Genomic DNA, 21,864 nt, shown 5'->3' on the forward strand with positions numbered 1-21,864 from the left:
GGTCAGCCTTCCTCCCGCAGGAAGAACGTGTCGGGCTTGTAGACGCCGAGATAGGAGGTGGGCTCGAAGCCGAAGAGGCCCTTATCCGGCACGTTTACGAGCCGGGTTGCATGGACCATGGGCTGCAGCCCGCCATTGACGATGCCGATCGAGAAGACCTGATCGGTATAGATGTCGAGCATCTCGCCCCACACCCGGGTGCGGTCCGCGGGCAGGGCGGAGGCTTCCCATTCCGCCAGCAGCTGGACGAGGCGGCGTGCCTCCGCGAGCTCCGGCGGCTTGCCCTTCTTGCCGAGCGAAAGATAGTACATGCCCCAGACCGGCCACTGAAGCTGGTCGTCGGCCGTCGGGGCAAGCTGCGACGGGTTCATGTCGGCCGTCGGCACGCCGTTGTCGAGCCCGGTCCACATCGACATCATGATCTCGCCGCCCATGGCCCGGCTGCGGAAGACGTCACGCTGCGAGGTGCGCACGAAGAGCGAGATGCCCACCTCCCTCCAGTGATCGGTGACGAGTTCCAGCACGTCTGTCTCGAGCGTGCTCTCCCCGGCGGTCTCGACCACGATCTCTGCCTTGCGCCCATCGGGGAGCAGACGGATGCCGTCGCTGTTGCGCTGGGTGAGGCCCATCTCGTCGAGCAGGCGGTTCGCCGTTTCGGGATCGTAGGCGCTCCATGCGCGGGCGAGCTCATCCCGGTAGAGCGGGCTTTCCGGCAGCACCGTATCGGCGCTCTCGCGCGCAAGGCCGTAAAAGGCGGCAAGGTTGATCTCGCGCCGGTCGATGGCAAGCGAAAGCGCCCGGCGCATCCGGACGTCCCGCAGCAGGTCGCGCCAGGCTTCGTCCGCGCAGTTGAGGTTCGGCAGAAGCGCGACGCGCGAGCCCTGCGTGCGCTTCCACAGGCTGACCTTGACGGGGAACAGCTTCTCGCTGTCCTTCAGGAAGGTATAGTCGGCAAAATCCAGCGCGTTGATCTGCAGGTCGGCCTCGCCGGTGCCGGTCTTCGCGGCAATGATGTCGGGCGTGCTCAGCGAGAGGACCACGCGGTCCACATAGGGAAGCTGGAGCCCGTTTTCGTCCACCCGGTGGAAGAACGGGTTGCGCTCGAAGACAAACTGCTCCGCCGGCGGAGCCACGGTGTTGCGCCAGGGATCGAGCGTCGGCAGGTCCGGGTTCTCCGGGCGGTAGCTGCGCGACATCTTGATGTGCAGGTCCGCCCACTTCTTGACCCGGTACTCCTTCATCAGTGCCGAGAGGCGGAAGGGGTCCTGGTAGGACTTGTGAAATCTCCGCATGTAGCCGGAAGGCATGACGATGACGAGCGGCTGCGGGGCGGCGAGCTTCGGCAGGAAGTTCGGGTTCGGCGCATCCCAGCTGTAGCGGACGGTGTACTGGTCGATGATCTCGAAGCGCGGCGGCCGGTCGCGCGCCAGCAGCTCGCGGGGCAGGCCGCCCTTGCGCAGGTCGTCGTTGAGGATCACGTCCTCCCAGCAATAGCGGAAATCCTCCGCCGTCAGCAGCGATCCGTCCGACCAGCGGTGGCCCTTGCGGATGTGGAAGGTAAAGATCCGGTCGCCCTCGTTGTCGACCCGCTCCAGCACGTCCGGCTGGAGCTCCAGGTTCTCGTCATAGCCGACCAGACGTGCATAGCCGTTGATGGTCATCAGACGGATGTCCTTCTGGCTGCCGATCAGCATGCGCACCGTGCCGCCGTGGCGGCCCGGCTCACGGCCCATGGCCTTCAGGTCGATCACCCGGGGCTTTTCCGGAAGCCGGGTCGCGACATCGGGAAGAATGCCGGCATTGACGAGTTCGTCCAGCATGGGGCTGCCGGAAAAGCCTGTGCCGCCGGCCCGGGCAAGACCGGGCAGGGCCAGCGCGGCCATGATCTGAAGAGCGGTTCGGCGGCTTATCATGACACCAGCTCCGCAGCTTTCACATCGGAACGGGCAAGCACGAGATGGCCGTTGCCGAGGTCCGCGGCTGCAAGGCCCTCGCCATCTCCGTCGGGGCGGAAGGCGTCCGGCCAGCGCGCCGTGTCGGAAGCGCCATTGGCCGAGATGCGATCGAAATCGAGCGGCCGTTCGAGATCGGGGAAGGGCACCGCTGCCAGCAGCGAACGCGTGTAGGGATGGGCGGGCGACCGCATCAGCACCTCGCGCGGAGCGATCTCGACGATCCGGCCATTGCACATCACCGCGATCCGGTCGGCCATGTAGTCCACCACCGCGAGATTGTGAGAAATGAAGATGGTGGTCAGGCCGAGATCCTTCTGCAGGTCCTTCAGCAGATTGAGGATCTGTGCCTGGACGGAGACATCGAGCGCGGAGACCGGCTCGTCGCAGATCATCAGCTCCGGGCCGAGCGCCAGCGCGCGTGCGATGCCGATGCGCTGTCTCTGCCCGCCGGAAAAGGCATGCGGGTAACGGTTGAGCGCGGTCTCGTCGAGGCCGATTGCCGTGAGCAGGCGGCGCACCGTTTCGAGGCGGGTCTTCGCGGTACCGCGGCCATTGATTTCCAGCGGCTCCATCAGGATGTTCTGCACGGTCATGCGCGGCGACAGCGAGGAGACGGGATCCTGGAAAACCATCTGCACGCGGGTGCGCAGCCGCCGGAGATCGCTGCCCGATGCCCGGCCGATGTCGATATCCCCGTCCGCGCTGTGCAGGATGACGCTGCCCTCGTCCGGGGTGATGGCGCGCATGAGGATCTTGGAGAGCGTGGTCTTGCCGCAGCCGCTCTCGCCCACAAGCCCGAGGCATTCCCCACGCCGGACCGTGAAGCTGACATCGGACACCGCGCGGTGCCGCTTCCGCTCCCCCGCCTTGAAGAGCCCGCCCTTGCGGGTGGTAAAGGTCTTGCTGACATGGCGGACGGACAGGAGCACGTCGGGCGCGTCGGCCTTGCCGCTCCGGCTGGCCGCCGGTGCGATGTGGTCCATCAGCGTGGCCCCGCTCGCAGGTATCGAGCGCAGTGGCTTCAGCCGCTCGCCGGGTTCCATGTCGAAGTGGGGCACCGCCTTCAGCAGGCCCTTGAGATAGGGGTGACGGGGATCCCTGAAGATGGCCTCCACGGTTCCCGCTTCCATGATCTCGCCGCGATAGATCACCACCACCTCGTCCGCCACATTGGCGACGACGCCGAGATCGTGGGTGATCAGCAGCATGGCCATGCCGAGCTTCTGCTGGAGGTCGCGCAGGAGCTTCAGGATCTGCGCCTGGATGGTGACGTCGAGCGCGGTCGTCGGTTCGTCGGCAATCAGGAGAGCGGGCCGGCAGATCAGCGCCATCGCGATCATGGCACGCTGGCGCATGCCGCCGGACAGCTCGAAGGGGTACATGTCGAAGGCCCGGGCAGGGTCCTGAAAACCCACGAGCCCCAGCATCTCCTCCGTCTTGCGGCGGCGCTCGGCGGCATCGTCGGCCGTGTGGATCGCCAGCACTTCGCTGATCTGGTCGCCGATCGTGTGCAGCGGCGACAGCGATGTCATCGGCTCCTGGAAGATCTTGCCCATTCGGCGCCCGCGCAAGTGCCGGATTTCCCGCCCGTCGAGCGGCAGGCGAACGATGTCGATGGGACTGCCGGGTCTTTCGGGATCGGAAAACAGGATGCGGCCCTCGGCCCGCGCAATCGATGGCAGGATACCCATGATCGCCTGGCTGATGACCGATTTTCCCGATCCGCTTTCCCCGACGAGCGCGGTTACCTTCCCGGGCGCGACCCTGAGGCTCGCATCCTTGACGGCAAGAATGGTCCCGCTCGGCACGCGAAAGGAAATGCGGAGATTTTCGACCCGCAGCAGGTCGCTGGCCGGCGCCGTCATCAGGCAGGCCTTCCTGCGTGGTCGATCCTTGTCATGCGGCGATCCATCATGCCCTTGTCCGCGCGGCGTCGATGGCATCGCCATCCGGATGGCCGGTCAAGCCGGCATCCCGCCCGTTCCCCTGTCGTTTTTCTACGCCGATGAGCGCTTTCATAGAACCGATTAAACAGCATAACTGTTATACTTAATCAACAGCTATGGCTTCGGCAGGGCCGGATGCGAACAGGTCGATTTCGGGACCTTTACCGTGCGGCGGCACAGAGGGCCGCATCCTTCAGCACATCCATACAGTCGGGAGAGCGGCGATATTCGTCGTAATACAGCGTCCAGACGCCTTCGCCGGCCGCGCGATAGGGTCCGAACTTGAAATACTGGTTTTCCAGCAGGCCGAAATCGTTGTGGCCGATGGCGCCCTTGACCGTGACGATGGGCTTGCCGTTGGCAAAGAGCTCGATATGGCCGCTGCCGTCGGCTCCCGGGCGGGTATAGACGGCAAAGTCGATCCAGCCGGAGGAGGGAAGGGGTAACGGATTGCCGTGGCGTGTCACCCGGATGGCGCTCGAGCAGGCGGTGAATTCCTCGCCGTCGCCTGGCTGGAAGGCGCTGTCGGTCGCCACCAGTGCCCGGATCTGGTTCGTCTCCGGCCGGAGCCAGACCGGCGTCTGCCCGTCAGGGCAGGTGGCGACGGCATGGCTTCCGGAAGAGGCGCTCTCCGGCTTGTGGTAATTGGTCTCGACGGTCGCGAAGAGCTTGCCGTTTCGCATGCGCAGCGCCAGGAAGGGGCTGAAGTCGCCTTCCGCATCCGGCCCGATCTCCCGCTTCCACTGGGCGATCAGGTATCGGTGGTCGTTTTGGGGAATGGGATCGGCGAATTTCATGGCAAAGCCCACCCAGACCCCCTTGTCGTAGGGGACCCGAAGCTCCGGCCTTTCCCAGATTTCGGCGCGCTCGCTGCAATTCTCGATCTCGGAGGCGCAGTTCTCGCGCACGCTGAGCTTGAGGCCCTGCTTCCCGGCAAATTTCTCCTCGCTCTGGAAGGTAAAGGTGCCTGCGGCCTGCTCGTCGTTCTTCTTGTAGTAGAGACCGCCTTCGGGTGCGAAATCCTGGCCCTCGAAACCGTCGTAAAGGCGCTGTTGCAGGGCATCGGCGGCGCTGGCCGCAACCGCCGGCGCGGCAAGGCAGAGGGCGGACAGGGCAAGCGTGGTCGTCAGGCGTTTCATCATGGCAGCAGGCGGTTCCACGGGTTGTTGGAATGGGTCGGCCGGGCATTCTGGTAGAGAAGCATCACCTTTTCCGCCTCTGACCGGGCTTCGAGCGAGCGGCTTTCCAGCACTTCCTGGTGGTCGAGGCGCAGATGTTCGTCGGTGGGTTCGAGGACCTTCACCTTGGACTTGACGCCGCGAAGCTGTTCCTCGCCCACATTGAGCCAGCTGCCGCCGCAATAATTCACGAAGGCGCTGCTGGCGAGCACGGGTTTGGCATATTTCTTGGTCAGCCCCTGCAGGCGATGCACCTCGTTTACCGAGGCGCCGAAGGCGGAAAAGGTCAGCCGATCCTGTAGCCCCACATTGCCGAACATGACATTGCCCATGTGAAGCCCGATGCCATAGCGCACGTCGCCGAGAGACTGGCGGCCGCGCTGGCGGTTCAGCTCCTGCATGCGGCTCACCGCCTGCCGTGCGGCGGTCATGGCCGATTGCGCCGCCGATTCGGAGGGCTCGCGGTGGCGGCCGCAGGGGTAGATGGCCAGAAAGCCGTCGCCGACGAAGCTGAGGATTTCGCCGCCATTCCGATTGAAGGGAAGCGCCACCGCATCGAAGAACTGGTTCAGGGTATCGATATAGACCTGGCGGCCCTCGCGTTCGGCAAGCAGCGTCGAATCGCGCATGTCCACCATGACCAGCGCCGCCCGGATGCTCTCGCCATCGCCGCGGCGGATCTGGCCCGACAGCACGCGCTGGCCTGCATTGCCGCCCAGATAGGTGGTCAGCATGTTGTTGGCCAGCTTGCCCAGCACTGCCATCTTGGCCGCGACCGCCAGATTGGTCTGGATCTTCAGAAGCGCCGCAATCACCGCATCGTCGAAGCCGCCGGGCGCGTCCGTCGCCCAGGAGCCGATCATGCCCTGCCGGGAATCGCTGCCGAAGGACTGCACGAAGGCGATGTAGTCGGTCACTCCCATGCGCTTCAGGTCGCGGAACACGGGAAATTCGTCCGGCGTATCCGGGGTGAGCTGGCGGCGGATATGCCCCAGATTGTGGCTGAGCAGGTAGTAATAGGGGCTTTTGAGGAAACGGTCGTTGTCGTCGCTGTCCCGTTCGGCCCGATAGCCCTCGACCGTCGTGCCCTCGCCACGCATCCAGGTGAAGCCGAGCGCATCATAAAGCGGGTGGAGCACCGAAAAGGACAGGTGAACGCGGTTGAGCGGCAATCCGGACGCGGCAAGCCGCTCGCAGAATCCCTGCACGAGAACCTCGAGACCCTCGCCATTCAGCGCCGCTTCCTGCAGCCAGGTGGAAACGCGGTCGAGAAGCGTTTCCGAGACGGGTGCGCGATGGGTGATCTTCATGGAGAGTCCAGTCCTCGGAAACGGGCCTTTTCGGCCATTGATGCACCTGCCGCATCCTGCCATGGCCCGCTTCGTGGATGTAGAGAGCACATGGCCGGGGTTCAAGGTTGTCCGAGATAACTGTTCGGTGCAAATGCTTTCCAATCCGCTTGCATCAGGCGGCCAGATTTTTCTTCAGCCGTGATGCGGCCATGGCATAGCCGCCGGAACCGCCATCGATGAAGTGCATGTGATCGCGGCTGAGAGGCGTTGGAACCAGGCAGGTTACCAGGGCTGTTTCCTGTACGTGAATGCCGAACTGGCAGATGCCTGCCTGCTCCGCCTCCTCCAGCCGTCGCCGAATCCGCTCCAGCCTATGCTGATCGATGTCGACCGTCATCTTCAGCCCGTCGTCGTATTTCCGGAAGTCGCTGTTGGCGGATACATCCTCTCGGTAGCGGCGCGCATCGAAGGAGCCGGCCTTGCCGTTGAAGGCCGACAGGAGCGAGATCATCGTCACCTCGAAGGCGACGCGCATCATCTTCTTCAGGCGCGGCAGCCCCGGCGGTGCGGCGCGCACCTCCACACGGCAGGCGCCGGGCGAAAGGCTGACGGGCGGGCCCTCCCTGGGCAGGGGGTGGCCGTCGCGCTCGCCGCTTCCGGCTTCCGCAACCACGTCGCGGACCAGTCGACGGAAAGCGGCTTCATCGGCCCCGGGCCGGGGCAGGGCGATGATCGAGGCAATGACGCCATTGCGGGACCGTACGGGGTTCCATCGGCAGGAAAGGCCGGACAGATCGGGCGGGCCGAGGGACAGGCTCTCATCGATGCCATAGGCGCCTTCCTTCATGCGCCTCTCCGCCCAATGGGCTCCGCCGCCGGAAAACATCGCATAGCTCACCTGCTCGCTCGCCCGAAACCGCCCGACCCGGACATCGTGACCGGCGGCGCGGATATCGCAAAGGGGAACGAGGGCGACGCGCAGCGTCAGCTGCATGTTCTCGCGCACCCAGGCCCGGGTGGAGGCAAGCGCCCGGCGGGCCGCATCGGCTGCGGAAGGTGGAATGGCGACCGCGGCCCCGTCGCCGCCGAAGACGAAAGGCAGATCGTGCTCTCCTGCCGCGTTCATCACGGCGGAAATGACGCTCGCTCCCGCCATGTTCACCGCCTTGTAGCGTCCCGCCTCGATGGCTTTGGTGGAGTCGACGATGTCGGCCACCGCCAGCCACCAGTCAGGAGGAAGGGGCGTATAATTCTCGTCGCGCGTCACGCCGTCGAAATCCTCGAAGACGGGAAGGGTGCTGAAGAAGGACGTGCTTTGGCGGATTTCCATGGAATGATTATACTCCATTCCTGTCTACCGGCCAGCGTGCCGCCAGGCCGAATTTCTTTCGCGAGGGTGTGAGAATTTCGCAGTTTCCAACCGGGTTCCGCCGGTTTAAGAGAGCCTCGCAGCAGATCTCCATCTTGCCCCGCCTTCTCCTTACCATCCCGAGTACGCGCCCATGTCCAGCACATCCTTTTCCGTGGCCGAAAAGCGGCTTCCCCTGATCGCGCTTTTCGCCGGAGGCATTGCCATTGGCGGGTCGCCGATCTTCGTGCGGCTGTCGGAAGTGGGGCCGAGTGCGACCGCGTTCTGGCGGCTGGCGCTGGCAATGGGGCCATTCCTTCTTTACGCACTGGCCAGGCGCCGCGAGGCGCTTGCCATGCCGCAATCCGCGCGCGACCTTGCAAGTCTGACGCTGCCGGGCCTGTTCCTGGCCGCCGACCTGGTGCTCTGGCATCTGTCGATCCACTGGACCAGCGTGGCCAATGCGACGCTTCTGGTGAACCTGTCTCCCGTCTTCGTGACCTTTGCGTCCTGGCTTCTGTTCGGCGCCGTCATCACCCGTCGCTTCATCCTCGGGCTTGTCATCGCGGTTGCCGGTGTCGCGATCCTGAAGAGCGGCGGGGCGAACGGCTTTGGCGGCGGGCACTGGGTGGGCGATCTCAGCGCCATTCTCGGTGCCGTCTTCTACGCGGGATACATGCTGGCGCTCGGCAGGGCCCGCAACCGTTTCGAGACGTTGCAGGTCATGCTCTGGAACAGCGGCACGGCGGCGCTCTGCATCCTGCCGGTAGCGCTGATGACCGAGCCGGTCCTCTTTCCCTCGACACTGTCCGGCTGGGCGACGGTCGGCGGGCTTTCGATGATCAGCCATGTCGGCGGGCAGGCATCGATCATCTACGCGCTTGCCTATCTGCCGACCGCCTTTTCCTCGCTCACCCTGCTGCTTCAGCCGGTTGTTGCGGCAATCCTGGGCGTGGTTCTTCTTCATGAACCGCTCGGCTGGAATGGCGTGCTCGGCGGAGCGGGGGTGCTGGCCGGCATCCTGATCGCCCGCAAGGCCGCCTGATCGCTGTCAGGGCTTCAGCCGCCGTTCACCAGGTCGAGAACCAGTTTCTCGATGGTGCCGCCCGGCGCCATCTCCTCGCGGTCGAAGGCGTTGCTCGCTGCCTGCTGCTCGCGGGAGATCTCGCCCAGACGCTTTTCCATCACGGAATAGATCTTCCGGCATCCGGGATCGTTTTCGAGGGTGAAGCCCACCGTCTCGGCCTCGATCTTCCGGGTCATTGCCTCGATCAGGTCGCCATGGACCCGCTCGTGGGCGGCAATGCCCTCCCGGAAGATCTTCCAGCGCTGGGCAAGCGGCTCGGGCAGCCGGGACGCGGGCTCGGGCAGCGTGTAGGTGATGACGAGGCGCGGCACTGCCGAGACGAGGACGCAGGCGGTGCCGCGCGTCCGGTAATCCCGCTTCCAGGTCAGCCGGAAATTCGTATGGGCAATGGCCCTGACGTCCTTTCCGACGATCGGGCCCCGGTGCCCGATGGAGCGGTAAAGCTCGATCCCGCTTTTGCCCTCGACCCGGTAGGTGGCAATCTTCTCGATGGGTTTCCAGTCGGCCGCAAGAGCCGGGACGCCACCGGCAACGGCGGCAAGAAAAATGGCTGCGGCGGTCGCAAAACGCATGCTGTCCTCAAAGCGTGATGATCCGGACCTCGGGGACGACCGTCCGGGCGATCTCGCAAAGGTGCCGGTGATGGGTGAGATAGATGACCTGTCCGATCCTCGCCATCTCGCCGAACAGACGGAACACCTCTTCGGAACGAGGCTCGTCGAAGGTTTCCATGATGTCGTCGGCAATGAAGGGCACGGGCGGGCGGACGGCGGCGAATTCTTCGTAGCCGGCCACACGGAGGGCGAGATAGAGCTGGTAGCGCGTGCCGGTCGACATCGCGTCCGTCAGGCGCGATCCGCCCTCGCGGGTCAGGCCGATCAGGGTTTCGCGGTCGCGGTCGGCCCGGGCGGTAAGTCCGGTATAATCGCCGCGGGTGATCTGGCGGAAGGCTTCCGAGGCGCGGCGCATCATCGAGCTGCGGTGCTTCTCGCGGTAGAGATCGAGCGCGCTTCCGGCGGCGAGCGCACCGGTCTTGAGCTTCAGGTAGCGCCAGGCAAGATCCTCGATGGTGAGCAGGAGCGTCGCGCGCTCGGCTTCCAATGCTGCCACCGCGCCATCGCCGCCGACGGCATCCAGCCGGTTGCGGGCCAGCATCCATTCGCCATAGAGATCGCGGCTGTGCGCCGACAGCAGGTCGATCCGATCGGCAAGCTGGCGCTGTTCTCGGCGGGTGGCCTCCTCGTCGATCCCGGCAAGCGCCTCGAGGGCGGCATCGGCGGTGTTCGTGCCGAGAGCCTGAAGGAGCTGTTCTTCCAGCGATTGCAGGCGGCTTTCGAGATTGTCGCGGCCAAGCATCAGCTCGCGGCGCTGGCCGGCCTCTTCCAGATCGTCGCATCCGAAGGCTTGAAGGAGTTTCTCGCGGCTTGCGGCATGGAGCGCCTGCTCGTCGCGCAGGCGGGCGCGCTCCTCCTCGAGCTCCGCGAGGTCGCGGGCAATCCGGGCTGCCGCTTCTGCCTGACGGCGGGCCTCCGCGTGGTGGGAGAGGAGCGCCTGATCCGCCGTGGCCGTGCCTCCTTCCGGCAAGGCCATGCCTGCCAGATCGTGCAGCGCGCTGAGTTCGGACGCGAAATTCTGCTGGTCCTCCTCCATCGTCTGGATCCGCTGGCGCAGCGTGTCGCGTTCTCTCAGGCGACCCGGCAGATCGGCAAGGGCATCGATCAGCGCCCGCACCTCCTCCGGTCCGAGGCCGGGTTCGAACCAGGTGCGCTCGAGCGCTGTCGCCCAGGCCTCCGTCCAGGCGCTTGCGGCCCGCTCCGCCTCCTGATGGTCGCGCTGCCGTTCGGCAATCTCGGCGCGCAGTTCGCTCTCGCGCCGGGCCGCCTGCGTCCGTTCGGCCTCCCGCCGGCGGCTTCGTTCGATCGCGGCGCCGGCAAGGCTTCGCAGCATGGAGGGAGATGCGTCCTGCGGAACGCGTTCGCCACAGGCGGACAGCGCTTCGGCAAGTTCGCGGCAGGCGGTGGCGCGCAGGTTTCCGGTTCTTTCCAGCCTCTCGCGGGCCTCGCCGAGGGCGGCCGCGGTCATGCGGGCTTCGCTTGCCCGCTCGGCAAGGCTGGCTGCAAGTGCAAGACCCTCCGCAAGCGGCAGGTCGGTTCTGAGAAGACCCTTCGGCGACAGGGCGGCGATCCGCTCCGAAAGCGCGGTTTCCTCGGCGTCGATGGCCGCAAGAGCCTGCTCCTCCCGAGCGAGGGCAGCCCGGTCCAGCGTCGCCGTCCTGCTGATCTCGCGCAGGCGGGCGAGATCGCCTGCCTTCTCCAGCCGCGTCTCCGAGGCGCGGTCGAAGTCCTGAAGGGCGCGCTCGAAGAGGAGGGCGCTTTCCCGGTCGAGCCTGTCCAGATGGGCCTGCCAGAGCCGGTCGCGCGCTACCCGGAGCGCCGCAGCCGTCTCGTCGTCGGCGACATGTCCCGTCGTGACGATGCTTCTCGCCTGTTCGTCCCCATCGGCGATGCGGGCCTTGAGCGAGCGGACCGCTTCCAGGTGCTGATTGCGGCGGGAAAGGAGCGCCGATGCCGCCTCGCGCCAGCTGTCGAGCTGGCGGCGGTCGGGAAAGACGGTGCCGTTGAGCGTCGTCGCATCGAGACCGAGCGGCTTCAGCGCCGCAAGGATCTCCGAAAGCTCTCGCGCCAGGCGCTCGGCATGTCTTTCCTCGGCTTCCAGGCCTTGCTGTGTCTCCACCCGGGCGAGCGCTTCCAGCAGGCCGGAAAGATGGGGAACCAGCTCCGCACCCGGCACGGCGTCCGGCTGGCCCGCCTCGGCCTCCAGCGCTGCAAGGCTCGCGGTTGCCCGTTCCAGTTCGCGCGCGGTGCTGCGAAGGGCGGTATCGATGCCGGACTTGCGGGCGATCAGATCGCGGATGCGCCCGACGAGCGGTGCTTCGAGAATAAGGCTTGCCGGGTCCGGATGGTGCTCGTGGCCAAGGGCCCGCAAAGCCATGGAGAGGGCAGCCTCCTCCGCGACAAGCGCCTGACGGCGGCGCGGCAGATCGGTCTCTGCCGTCCGGAAGCGGGCGCGCGCCTCGTCCAGAAGCCCGATGCGCGCATCGAGCGCCAGCACCTTCTCGTCTGGTGCCAGCTGATCTCGTTCCTTCCGGAGCGCGGCGATCCGGCTTTCGATGGACGACAACGCCGTTTCCAGCCGGGTTTCGTCCTTGAGGAGAGACGGAAGACGATCGGCCACCGCCTGCGGCGGGCGCGGCAGCCCGGCGAGGGGCAGGAGCGCCTGGCGGGTCCTCGTCACGTCGCGGGCGAGCGGCAGCGCGTTGAGAAGCCGGGTGAGGGCGCTCTCGCGGCCGCGTACCTCCGTCAGTTCGTCCTCGGCCGCGCGGCAGGTGGTTTCTGCCTGTGCCGCTGCCGAGACGAGGCGGGAGAAGGCGGCGGCCTGAACATCGATTTCCGCCCGCTTCTCCCTGAGGCCATCGAGCTCCCGTTTCAGCCGGGCGAGCTCGGTCTTCTGGCCGCGATGCCGGTGGATCTGCTCCGCTTCCTGCTCCATCGCCCCGAGTGCGCGGCCGAGATCGGCAAGGCCGGCGCTGGCGGAGAAGAGCAGGGCACCCAGATCGCCCTCGCTCTGCAGGATCGATTTGCCGCCTTCCCGGAGAGACTGGTCGTCGAGGGAGAACATGGTGCGATAGGCATCGCGCCCGATGCCGCCCAGCGCGGGTTGCAGGAGCGCCTCGTTGACCGGCGCCGCCTGGGCGTCGATCAGCGACTGGGTGCGCTTCTTGATGCGCGCAAGCTCGTGGGCGGCACCGTCGAATTCCAGCACGCCCCCCACCTGCAGGGCACTGTAGGCATGCAGGAAATCGTAGCCGCTGCGTTCGGGAATGCCGAAGAGGAAATCGAGATAGGCGGAGAAGGCCGTGGATTTCCCGGCCTCGTTGAGGCCGTAGACGATGGTCAGATCCGGCGAGCCCGGTTTCGCCTCGCCGAAATCCAGCGAGACATCGGTGAACTTGCCGTAGCGCGTGAGATCGAGACGCCGGAGCCTCATGCCGCCTCTCCGGCCGAAGATTTCAGCCGCGCCAGCACGTCCTCGCCGCTCTCCTCCAGCAGACGGTCGAGAAAGGCCTCGAAGGCTTCCTCCGTCTCGCCGGCAAAGCGGCGGCTTTCGGCCGGCAGATCGTCGAGCAGGTCCCGGACCATCTCGCGGATGTCATCCCGGAAGGCGGGCCGGGCGACGACCTCGTCCCGCATCAGGGCGCCGAGCTCCACCACCGGGTCCGCCCGATCGGCGGTCGCCGCATCCAGGCGCTCGACCGCAAGCTCGATGCGGTCGATCCATGTTTGGCCGAGGCCCTCGGCGCGGTGTTCCATTTCGGCCAGGAAAAGGTCCGCATCGCGTCGAAGCGCGAAGGAAAGGTCGCTTTGTCCGGTCAGTTTCAGGCGCACCACCGCGTGGCGCGAGCGGGTTGCGGCACGGGCCTCCTCCAGCCCGGATGCGACGAGGTCCGCGAGATGGCGCCAGTCGCGCGCGGCGGTGATATCGACCGTTGCGCGGCTGAATTCCGCAAGGCTCGTCAGGCGCTCCTCGACCGTCACCCGGCCATCGTCGGCAACGGTCACGAGGCTGACGGTCTTGGGGCCGGCCTCGTTGATATCGCGGCCCTGCGGCATGCCGGGCATGATGACCGTAGAGGCCCCGGCATGGGCGCGCCGCTGATGGATGTGGCCGAGACCCCAATAGGCAAAGCCCGTGCGGTTGAGATCGGGCAGGGCGCAGGGCGCGTAGGGGTCGTGACCCGCAGCGCCGTCGAGGCTGGTGTGCATCAGGCCGATATTGACCGCACCCGCCACCGCCGGCCGGTATTTCCCGAGCAGGCTTTCGGGCGCATGGGGCTTCGAGAAGCTGAGGCCGTGAATGGCAAGGGTGAGCCCGCCGGCGCCGATTTCCACTGCCTCCGCGCGCCCGCCGAAAACCTTCACCGATGGCGGCAGCACCAGTTCCTGGGTGATGCGGGAGAGCGCATCGTGATTGCCGCGGATCTTGAAGGTGCGGATGCCGGCCTCGTGAAGCCTGCCCATCTGCGCGGCGAGGAACCGGGCCGTCTTCATCGACGTCTGGTCGCCGTCGTAGAGATCGCCCGCGATCATCAGCGCATCCACCTGCTCCTCGAGGCAGAGATCGACGATGCCGATCAGCGCCTGCCGGGTGGCGTCGCCGATCAGCGCCGCGAGATCGGGATTGCGCAGCGACAGCGACTTCAGGGGCGAGTCGAGATGAAGGTCGGCGGTGTGGACAAATCGGAAAGCCATGCAACCTAGTTAAGGACATACCGGCGAGGCTGCAAGCACAAGCGCTTCTGCTCCGCCCCTCGCGATACCCGTTGACACCCGGTGCCCGGTGCGCTGAGCTTGCATCCGGAACCGAGCGAGCCAGGAGAAAGCCGTGACCTCACCCGACAAGCTGAAAGCCCTACGCGAGCGCTATGCCAATGCCTCCGGCGGCGACATCTTCGACCCCCATTTCAAGGACGTCGCCCAGGCCCAGTTCAAGGGCACCGACCGCCGCAAATGGCCCTTTGCCGGCATTCCGACCTTCCTCGATGCCCCGCCGCGCCCCGATGCGCAGGACCTGCCCGATTTCGGCGGCCTCGACATCGCGCTCGTCGGCGTGCCGATGGACCTTGGCGTGACCAACCGGAACGGCAGCCGCTTCGGCCCGCGGGCGGTGCGCTCCATCGAGCGCGTCGGGCCCTACGACCACGTGCTGAAGATCGCTCCCTTCTCGCGGGCGAAGATTGCCGATATCGGCGATGTACCGATGCAGAGCCGCTACGATCTGGCGGGGTGTCATGCGGATATCGAGGCGTTCTACAAGCGTCTCGTGGCAGCCGGCGTGCGTCCGCTTTCCGTCGGCGGCGATCATTCGATCAGTTCCTCCATCCTGAAGGCGGTCGGCGAAAAGCGGCCCGTCGGCATGATCCACATCGACGCCCATTGCGATACGGCCGGCCCCTACGAGGGCACCAAGTTCCAGCATGGCGGTCCCTTCCGGCTCGCCGTGCTCGACGGCGTTCTCGATCCCGAGCGCACGATCCAGATCGGCATTCGGGGCGGCGCCGAATATCTCTGGGAGTTTTCCTACGAGAGCGGCATGACGGTGGTGCATGCCGAGGAACTGCCTGGGATCGGCATTCCCGCGCTCATCGAAAGGGCGCGGGCGGTGGTGGGCGAGGGCCCGACCTATCTCTCCTTCGACATCGACAGCGTCGATCCGGGTTTCGCACCGGGCACCGGCACCCCGGAGGTGGGAGGCCTGACGCCCCGCGAAGTGCTGGAGCTGCTGCGCGGCCTCAAGGGTCTGGATATTGTCGGCGGTGACGTGGTGGAGGTCGCGCCCCAGTACGATTCGACAACAAACACGGCCCATATCGCCGCGCAGGTGCTCTTCACCATCCTCTGCCTGATGGTGGCTCGGGACTGACACCCGAGCGGAAACCGCCCGGGACGCGCATGAGAAAGGCCGCCTGTCCTGCGACGGGCGGCCTTCCTTTTTTCCTGATGTCGTGCTGAACGGGCAGAAAACAGGAATCAGCGGTTGGTTGCGGTCTTCAGCTCGGTTTCGAGATTGTTGAAGGTGCTGCCGATCTGGTTGCCGAGAAGACCGGCGCCGGCGATCAGCGCCACGGAGATCAGGGCTGCGATCAGGCCGTATTCGATGGCGGTTGCGCCGGACTCGTCTTTCAGGAAGCGAGCGAGGAACTGGTTCATTTTTCTCTCCTTTTTTCGTTGAGCATCATGCTGTGGCATGCACCGCGCATCTCCTTGCGGTTGAGCCCAATCTCGCGGTCAACCCTTGCTGATTTCTTACTCGATACAACGCAAGATTTAGCGGCGGCACGGAATGGTGAGCAGAGCCTTAATAAAGTCGGGAAAGCTGTAGCGACCGGCGTTAACGAATGCCTAGCGGATTTTCGGGAGGCAGAGAAAATAGGTATTTTCAGTCAGTTATTTAGGTCTGGTGACTCTGTGAATTCGGAAGTGGTTTATTAACACCTGTGCTTCGAGGCGTCTCCAGCGGATTTTCCAGGGCGTCATCCAACTGGCATGAAATCTACCGCTGGTTTATATTGCGGCGGCGCCCGATCGCAGGCCCGCCGATCCCGGAATCCTTACCTTTGGTTGATTCGGTCGAGCGAAACGGGCGAAAGCGCTGGTGGGGATGCAGGAGAGGGCCTCGCCCGGCCCGATCCGCCATGGGCGTGACCGGACATGCGCACGACGGTATTCCGCAGGTGCGGGCAAACGGGTCGTTCAGTCCTTGATCGGCGGGGAGATTTGAAAAAGATGGCGCACCCGACAGGAATGCAACAAGCATTCCAAATCAAGGGGTTACAGCTACTAACCCCCTCGAAACGCCTCATTGTTTCTCCATGCGTTTTCGGAATTTCTCCTAACCATGGAGACCGTGCAGAAAAGAATAAAGCCGCCGCGACGGCAATCGCGAACGGCTTTGGTATTCATCAGCATCATCGTTATAGCGTGTCGGACTCCTCGGTTCAAGAGGTGGCCGCATGAACATCGCAGAAACAGTTTGCAAAGCCTTGCGTGGCGACATGCAGGGCAAGGACGCTTGCCTTGTTCCCGGTCCCGGTCATGGCAAAGATGATCGATCCCTCTCGGTAAAGAACGACAGTAACAATCCTGACGGGTTCGTCGTCAATTCGTTCGCAGGCGATGACGCTGCTGAGTGCCGCGACCATGTGCGCCGCGCTGCCGGTCTGCCGGAATGGAAGCCGACGCCTCGCGCCGAGCGCCCTACGGATCCGCAATTCGTCTATCGTGACCAGCATGGCCAACCCTATCTGCGCGTGACGAAGGTTCATAAGCCGACCGGCAAGAGCTTCTATCAGCACAGCTGGAACGGGCGGGAATGGATGAAGGGCGCACAGCAGGTCCGCATCCCGTATCGCCTGCCGGAAGTCATCGCGGCCGAAACCGTCTACATCTGCGAAGGTGAGAAGGATTGCGACCGGCTGGCCGACCTTGGCCTCGTGGCAACCACGGCACCGGAAGGCGCGGGAAAGTGGCGGTCGGAACTGAACCAGTGGTTCACTGGCAAGCAGGTGATCATCCTTGCCGATAACGACAAGCCAGGCCGCGAACATGCGGATCAAGTTGAGGGGGCCTTGCGGGGGATTGCCGCTTCCGTTCGATCGGTCCATTTCCCGATGCTTGCCGACAAGGGCGACGTGTCCGACTATCTGGACACCGGCAAGAGCAAGGCCGATCTGCTGGCACACATTGCCGGCCAGATGGTCAAGGCCGATCCGAAGCGTCCTGTCATCGGGACCGCTGCCGCGCTCAAGAAGATGACCTTCGCGCCGATCCGGTACATTGTGCCGGGGTATATCGCCGAAGGCTGCACGCTGCTGGCAGGCCGACCGAAGCTCGGCAAGTCTTGGATGGTCATGGAGATGGCGCTTGCCGTTGCTCGTGGCGGAACCTGCCTCGGCGGTATCCAGTGTGAGCAGGGCGAGGTGTTGATGCTCGCGTTGGAAGATAATCAGCGCCGCCTGCATTCCCGCATCAAGAAGCTGATGCCGCCGCTGGTCCCGACCGCATGGCCGGAATCGTTCCACTACTCGACTGAATGGCCACGAGCGAACGATGGCGGGCTTGCCTACATCAATGAATGGCTGGACCAGCATCAGAACGCCCGCATGATCATTGTGGACGTCCTAGCGCAGTTCCGCCCGATCCGCAGCGGCAAGGACCAGTTGTATGATGGAGACTATCGCGCAATCAAGGATCTGCAAGAGATCGCCTCCAAGCGCAACGTCGCAATCGTCATCGTGCATCACACGCGCAAGTCCCAGTCCGAAAGCGGCGATCCCTTCGAAACGGTCTCCGGTTCGCTCGGCCTGTCTGGCGCTGCCGACACTACGCTCGTGCTCGACCGCAACAGTAACGGCTGCACCCTGTATGGCCGTGGCCGCGATATCGAGGAAATTGAGAGCGCCGTGACATTCGACAAGACGACTGCGAAGTGGATCGTGCAGGGCAATGTTACCGAAGTTCGCCGATCTGATGAGCGCGGTAACATCTTGGATGCGCTCCGCCATGCGGGTGAAGCCATGTCCCCGAATGATCTCGTGGTTGTTACCGGTATGAAGAGCGGTAACATTCGGCGGCTGCTTTTGAAGATGGTCGAGGCCGGGGAAGTCCAGAAATCAGGGCGTGGCAGCTACATCCATCCCGATTTCGTTGTTACCGACGCTCACCCCCCTACCACCGGTAACAACGGTAACAAGGTAACAATGGACTATGAAGGGCAGGAAGAGACTGAGGATGATGATGGTGTTGTTACCGTTGTTACCGATGTTACCGCCCCCCTGCACCATGAGCCGGTAACAACCCCTCTCACCAATATGTATCAGCAGATGAAAGATGGTGAGGATGATGACTTCGAGCCGCCTGCCTTCCTTCGTCGCGGAGGTGCAGCATGACGGCTTGGCCATACGGTACACCGCAGTGGCGCGCTCTCCGCGTTGCTAAGCTCTCCGCTAACCCTCTTTGCGAAGCGTGTATTCGCAGAGAGGTGGTGACGATCGCGGACGTGGTCGACCACGTGGTTGCCATCAACAAGGGAGGCGATCCTTTCCCGCCTCTCTCCGGTCTAATGAGCATGTGTGAACCATGCCATAACATCAAGACCAATGCGAAGGATCACCCCAATGCAAGCGGCTTTCGGCGTGCGCTGAAGGGCTTTGACGTCGATGGCAACCCGCTGGACGGCGAAGGCTGGGAGGCTGCCATTGGCCCTCCTCGTGGCCATGACGATGCATCTGAACCGGCGGCCTTCCGATCACCAGGATCGATCGGCGCGGAACCGGCGATGGGCACGAACAAAGACTTAGTTTTGATTTTGCCTAACCAGGAGGCCGAACAATGGGTCTAAGGGGACCAGGCGCAAAGCCGAAAAGCAAGGGCATTATGAGCGGCCCGAAGCTGCGCGAAGAGCTTCCATGGGAAGCTGAAGGCCTTGACCGGCTGGAGCGTGTCGTCGCGTTCATGGAGGATATGCCGGTCACCCAGGGCAAGCTTGCGGGAACCAAGATGCATCTGCGGCCGTGGCAGATCGAACAGTTCCTCGAGCCGATCTTCACGGTTGATGACGAAGGAAAGCGGCGCGTCCGGACGGCTGCCCTGTCCATGGGCCGCAAGAACGGGAAAACCGGGATCTCTGCCGCATTGGCACTCTGCTTCCTCGTGGGACCAGAAGCCGAAGAACGCGGTGAAATCTACTTCTGCGCAATGGACAAGGCGCAGGCGGCGAAGGCGTGGGCGGAATGCAAAGCCATGCTGGAGGCGCATCCGGAACTATCGCAGCGTGTCAATATCATCCGGTTTTCGAAGGAAATCGAAGTGCTGGAGGGTCAGGGCAAGGGGTCCGTCCTGAAGGCCCTGTCTGCCGACGCTGACAGCAAGTTGGGCCTCTCGCCCTCGTTCGTCCTCTGTGACGAAATCGGGTACTGGCCGAAACGTGACTTGTTCGACGCGATGGACTCCGCCCTCGGCGCTCGCGACGAGCCGCTGATCGTTGCCATCAGCACGCAGGCGAAGGATGACACGCATTTCTTCTCCGAGATGATCGACTACGGCCTCAAGATCAAGGAGGGCGAGGTCGAGGACGAATCCTTCCATCTGGCCATGTTCTCGGCCGGCGTGGATGATGATCCATGGAGCCCGGAAACATGGGCGAAGGCAAACCCGGCGCTCGGCGACTTCCTGTCATATGAACAGGTGGAGCGCATGGCGATGCAGGCGCAGCGCATCCCGTCGAAGGAAGCCGATTTCCGCAACAAGGTCTTGAACCAGCGGATTGACGGCACCGTCCGCTTCATCGCTGCAAGGGAGTGGAACGACTGCAATCTGGCGCCGATCGATGAGACGGCACTGGAGGGTCGCGAATGCTTCGGGGCTTTGGACCTATCGGCCGCGCGCGATCTGACCTGCTTCCTGCTCGTGTTCCCGGAAGAGGACGGACGATACACTGTCTTGCCGCGGTTCTTCCTGCCGGAGTTCGATATCGAGGGGAAGAGCGACACCGACCGCGTTCCTTATAATGTATGGGCGAAGCAACCGGATGCCAGGCTGACGCTGCTGCCGGGAAAGGTGATCGATCCCGCCCTCGTGGCCGAACACATTGCAGACGAGGCAACGCGGTTCAACATCCTGGCTATCGCCTATGACCGCTGGCGCATCGAGGATCTGAAGCGCGAACTGGATAAGCTGTCCGTCGAGTTACCACTTGTCCCGTTCGGGCAGGGCTACAAGGACATGTCGCCGGCCGTGGATGTTCTGGAGGTCACGGTCGCTCAACAGAAGGTCAATCACGCCGGCAACCCCCTGATGAGGATGTGCGCGGCGAATGCGGTTGTAACGGTCGATCCGGCCGGAGCCCGCAAGCTTGACAAAGGCAAGGCCAGCGGGCGCATTGATGGAATCGTGGCGCTCGCCATGGCTCTGAAAACCGCTCAAGGCCACGAGGAAGAAGGACTGCCGGCGTGTCTGCTGGCGGCATAACAGGAGAAGAGAATGTTCGAAGTCGGGAAGAAATACAGGGTCGTCACGCTGGAGACCGGCCAAGACGATGACGGAAAATCGATAACGTATGAAAGTTCTATCGTCTGTGAAGTGGGAGCCGTCGACGGTACCCTCGTCAAGTTCCTAGGACATGACTATTCCAAGCCGAGCCCGTTTGATCAATTCGATGATGATATCGACCGGAATAGGCCAAGAGACGAGACCATTATTAACACTGCTGGCCTGTTCTTCGTGAGGGCGGAACTTCAGCACGATAGCGAAGAGTAGCGCGCTATCGCTGTTTGAGCTTTACGCCGGTTCCGTCGATGAACTCGACGCCTGCCGCCTCTAGCGCGGTCTGGATCTTCGATAGGGTTGTGCCCGTTGCCGCAAGCAGCGGGCCATCCATTTTTTCAAGCCTCTTGATCGTCTCGACGGACACTCCGGCTTCGGCCGCGAGCTTAGACTGATCCCACCGGACAAGCGCTCTTGCCGCTCTAACCTGTTCTGAACTGATCAAAATACACCCCAGGTGCAATAGAATGCACTTTTTATGTTGACGCCCCAAATGCAATCCGTTACCTCTAGGGTGTAACGGGGAGCACCTCAACGGGATCGGGGCACATGACTATCAACGTGGTTACCGAAAGGTTCACGAGCAGAATGCTTGCGCTGCATTCTGAACTCAATCGCATAGCTCGCCAGTTCGAGCCGATGCCGGATGACGCTATGGATTCCATCTGCGAGGCAATCAGCGTAGTCGGTAGGGCTATCATCGATGCGCCGATCACAGCTGAGCAGGATATCGCTAACAAGTTCCGGTTTGCCGCAGTCCTGATCGAATACGATGCTGGAGATCATGCGGACGAACCGGCTGCTCTGAGCAGCGCCATTTCCGACCTCGTGGCATTCCGCAATGATATCTGGAACGCTGAGATCGGCGGAAAGCATCCCTTTTACGCTGAGGCAATCTAACAGTTTCGCCCTTGTACCGTCGCAGGCCTTCTATCCTGACAGACGTAACGGATGATGCGAGTTCGAATCTCGCCAAGGGCTCCAAGTCACCATAGGCCAGCGCGATCACCACCCTCTCCAACACTGAGGCGCGCTGGCCGGTGATTATTTTTTCATTTAGCCCTTGGCGTTTTCGCCACCATAAGACTATATATACGATGGATGCGGGCGCTTATCACATTTTTGCGGAAAGTCAACAGCCTTCCTTAAAAAAGCCTTGTTTATATCGTATCCTATTGTCAGATCAGAAATTGCTCTGATTCGTAGCAGCGGAAAAACCGCTAAATCTGCCGGAGACGGCAAAGGGGAAATGCGCAAAAAGCGCACAATGAGGGAAGGCGCCGGTTTGGCAGCTACCTGTACGGGGAATACAATCTGAGAGTTTCTGCCTGGCACCGACTGGTGGCCGGGGCTTTTGGCATTTCCGCATTCAGCGGAGATAAAACCTCGACCGATCGG

Annotated in this window: 18 protein-coding genes and 1 tRNA gene; 9 read left to right on the plus strand and 10 right to left on the minus strand. The window is 63.6% G+C overall.

The features are described from left to right. Positions 1-2: 2 nt before the first annotated feature. From GGR23_RS02045 to GGR23_RS02065, 5 genes are all read right to left on the minus strand, one after another. Positions 3-1,913 (minus strand): ABC transporter substrate-binding protein, encoded by a 1,911-nt coding sequence (locus GGR23_RS02045; RefSeq protein ID WP_183364449.1) that lies wholly within the window; start codon positions 1,911-1,913, stop codon positions 3-5. After that, positions 1,910-3,820, minus strand: a complete 1,911-nt coding sequence (locus GGR23_RS02050; RefSeq protein WP_183364450.1) for an ABC transporter ATP-binding protein — start codon at positions 3,818-3,820, stop codon at positions 1,910-1,912. Before GGR23_RS02050 ends, GGR23_RS02045 begins: the two co-directional genes overlap by 4 nt. 242 nt (positions 3,821-4,062) lie before the next feature. Next, on the minus strand, positions 4,063-5,040 hold the full coding sequence (locus tag GGR23_RS02055) for a polysaccharide lyase family 20 protein (RefSeq protein WP_183364908.1): 978 nt from the start codon (positions 5,038-5,040) through the stop codon (positions 4,063-4,065). Beyond that, on the minus strand, positions 5,040-6,389 hold the full coding sequence (locus GGR23_RS02060) for an adenylate/guanylate cyclase domain-containing protein (protein WP_183364451.1): 1,350 nt from the start codon (positions 6,387-6,389) through the stop codon (positions 5,040-5,042). Before GGR23_RS02060 ends, GGR23_RS02055 begins: the two co-directional genes overlap by 1 nt. Before the next feature lie 154 nt (positions 6,390-6,543). Beyond that, on the minus strand, positions 6,544-7,701 hold the full coding sequence (locus tag GGR23_RS02065) for a DUF3095 domain-containing protein (protein WP_183364452.1): 1,158 nt from the start codon (positions 7,699-7,701) through the stop codon (positions 6,544-6,546). 172 nt (positions 7,702-7,873) lie between these two features. Here GGR23_RS02065 and GGR23_RS02070 point away from each other — a divergent pair, with 172 nt between their 5' ends. Beyond that, on the plus strand, positions 7,874-8,764 hold the full coding sequence (locus GGR23_RS02070) for a DMT family transporter (RefSeq protein WP_183364453.1): 891 nt from the start codon (positions 7,874-7,876) through the stop codon (positions 8,762-8,764). Positions 8,765-8,778: 14 nt separating this feature from the next. On the opposite strand, the gene GGR23_RS02075 is transcribed toward GGR23_RS02070, so the two are convergent. Genes GGR23_RS02075 through GGR23_RS02085 form a run of 3 tightly spaced genes read right to left on the minus strand, consistent with a single transcriptional unit; the run spans position 8,779 to position 14,115 of the window. After that, positions 8,779-9,378 carry a DUF922 domain-containing Zn-dependent protease gene (locus GGR23_RS02075; RefSeq protein ID WP_183364454.1) on the minus strand — a complete coding sequence of 200 codons (600 nt, stop codon included), beginning with the start codon at positions 9,376-9,378 and terminating at the stop codon, positions 8,779-8,781. A gap of 7 nt (positions 9,379-9,385) precedes the next feature. Further along, positions 9,386-12,853 (minus strand): ATP-binding protein, encoded by a 3,468-nt coding sequence (locus GGR23_RS02080; RefSeq protein WP_183364455.1) that lies wholly within the window; start codon positions 12,851-12,853, stop codon positions 9,386-9,388. Next, on the minus strand, positions 12,850-14,115 hold the full coding sequence (locus GGR23_RS02085) for a metallophosphoesterase family protein (protein WP_183364456.1): 1,266 nt from the start codon (positions 14,113-14,115) through the stop codon (positions 12,850-12,852). The genes GGR23_RS02080 and GGR23_RS02085 overlap by 4 nt, the downstream gene beginning before the upstream one ends. A gap of 133 nt (positions 14,116-14,248) precedes the next feature. Between GGR23_RS02085 and speB the strand changes: the two genes are divergently transcribed. Next, positions 14,249-15,286 (plus strand): agmatinase, encoded by a 1,038-nt coding sequence (speB, locus tag GGR23_RS02090; RefSeq protein WP_183364457.1) that lies wholly within the window; start codon positions 14,249-14,251, stop codon positions 15,284-15,286. 107 nt (positions 15,287-15,393) lie between these two features. On the opposite strand, the gene GGR23_RS02095 is transcribed toward speB, so the two are convergent. Next, on the minus strand, positions 15,394-15,573 hold the full coding sequence (locus GGR23_RS02095) for a Flp family type IVb pilin (RefSeq protein ID WP_183364458.1): 180 nt from the start codon (positions 15,571-15,573) through the stop codon (positions 15,394-15,396). Between the two features lie 501 nt (positions 15,574-16,074). Here GGR23_RS02095 and GGR23_RS02100 point away from each other — a divergent pair. The 5 genes from GGR23_RS02100 (at position 16,075) to GGR23_RS02120 (ending at position 20,679) form a co-directional block, all read left to right on the plus strand. Then, entirely contained in the window at positions 16,075-16,380 is a 306-nt protein-coding gene (locus GGR23_RS02100) for a hypothetical protein (protein ID WP_183364459.1), read from the plus strand. Beyond that, a complete protein-coding gene (locus tag GGR23_RS02105) occupies positions 16,377-18,311 on the plus strand; it encodes an AAA family ATPase (RefSeq protein ID WP_183364460.1) in 1,935 nt (644 codons plus the stop codon). The genes GGR23_RS02100 and GGR23_RS02105 overlap by 4 nt, the downstream gene beginning before the upstream one ends. 95 nt (positions 18,312-18,406) lie before the next feature. Beyond that, positions 18,407-18,763, plus strand: a complete 357-nt coding sequence (locus tag GGR23_RS02110; protein WP_210296807.1) for a hypothetical protein — start codon at positions 18,407-18,409, stop codon at positions 18,761-18,763. Between the two features lie 35 nt (positions 18,764-18,798). After that, positions 18,799-20,391, plus strand: a complete 1,593-nt coding sequence (locus tag GGR23_RS02115) for a terminase large subunit (protein WP_183364462.1) — start codon at positions 18,799-18,801, stop codon at positions 20,389-20,391. A gap of 12 nt (positions 20,392-20,403) precedes the next feature. Beyond that, complete coding sequence (locus GGR23_RS02120; protein ID WP_183364463.1) at positions 20,404-20,679, plus strand: hypothetical protein; 276 nt, start codon at positions 20,404-20,406, stop codon at positions 20,677-20,679. 4 nt (positions 20,680-20,683) lie between these two features. Here the strand turns inward: GGR23_RS02120 and GGR23_RS22990 are convergent, their stop codons facing one another. Beyond that, a complete protein-coding gene (locus GGR23_RS22990; protein WP_210296808.1) occupies positions 20,684-20,911 on the minus strand; it encodes a helix-turn-helix domain-containing protein in 228 nt (75 codons plus the stop codon). Positions 20,912-21,015: 104 nt separating this feature from the next. Between GGR23_RS22990 and GGR23_RS02125 the strand changes: the two genes are divergently transcribed. Then, a complete protein-coding gene (locus tag GGR23_RS02125; RefSeq protein WP_183364464.1) occupies positions 21,016-21,366 on the plus strand; it encodes a hypothetical protein in 351 nt (116 codons plus the stop codon). Positions 21,367-21,373: 7 nt separating this feature from the next. Then, positions 21,374-21,450 (plus strand) — tRNA-OTHER (locus tag GGR23_RS02130). The last annotated feature ends 414 nt before the right edge of the window (positions 21,451-21,864 follow it).

The organism is Gellertiella hungarica (assembly GCF_014197145.1).
Lineage (GTDB): Bacteria > Pseudomonadota > Alphaproteobacteria > Rhizobiales > Rhizobiaceae > Gellertiella > Gellertiella hungarica.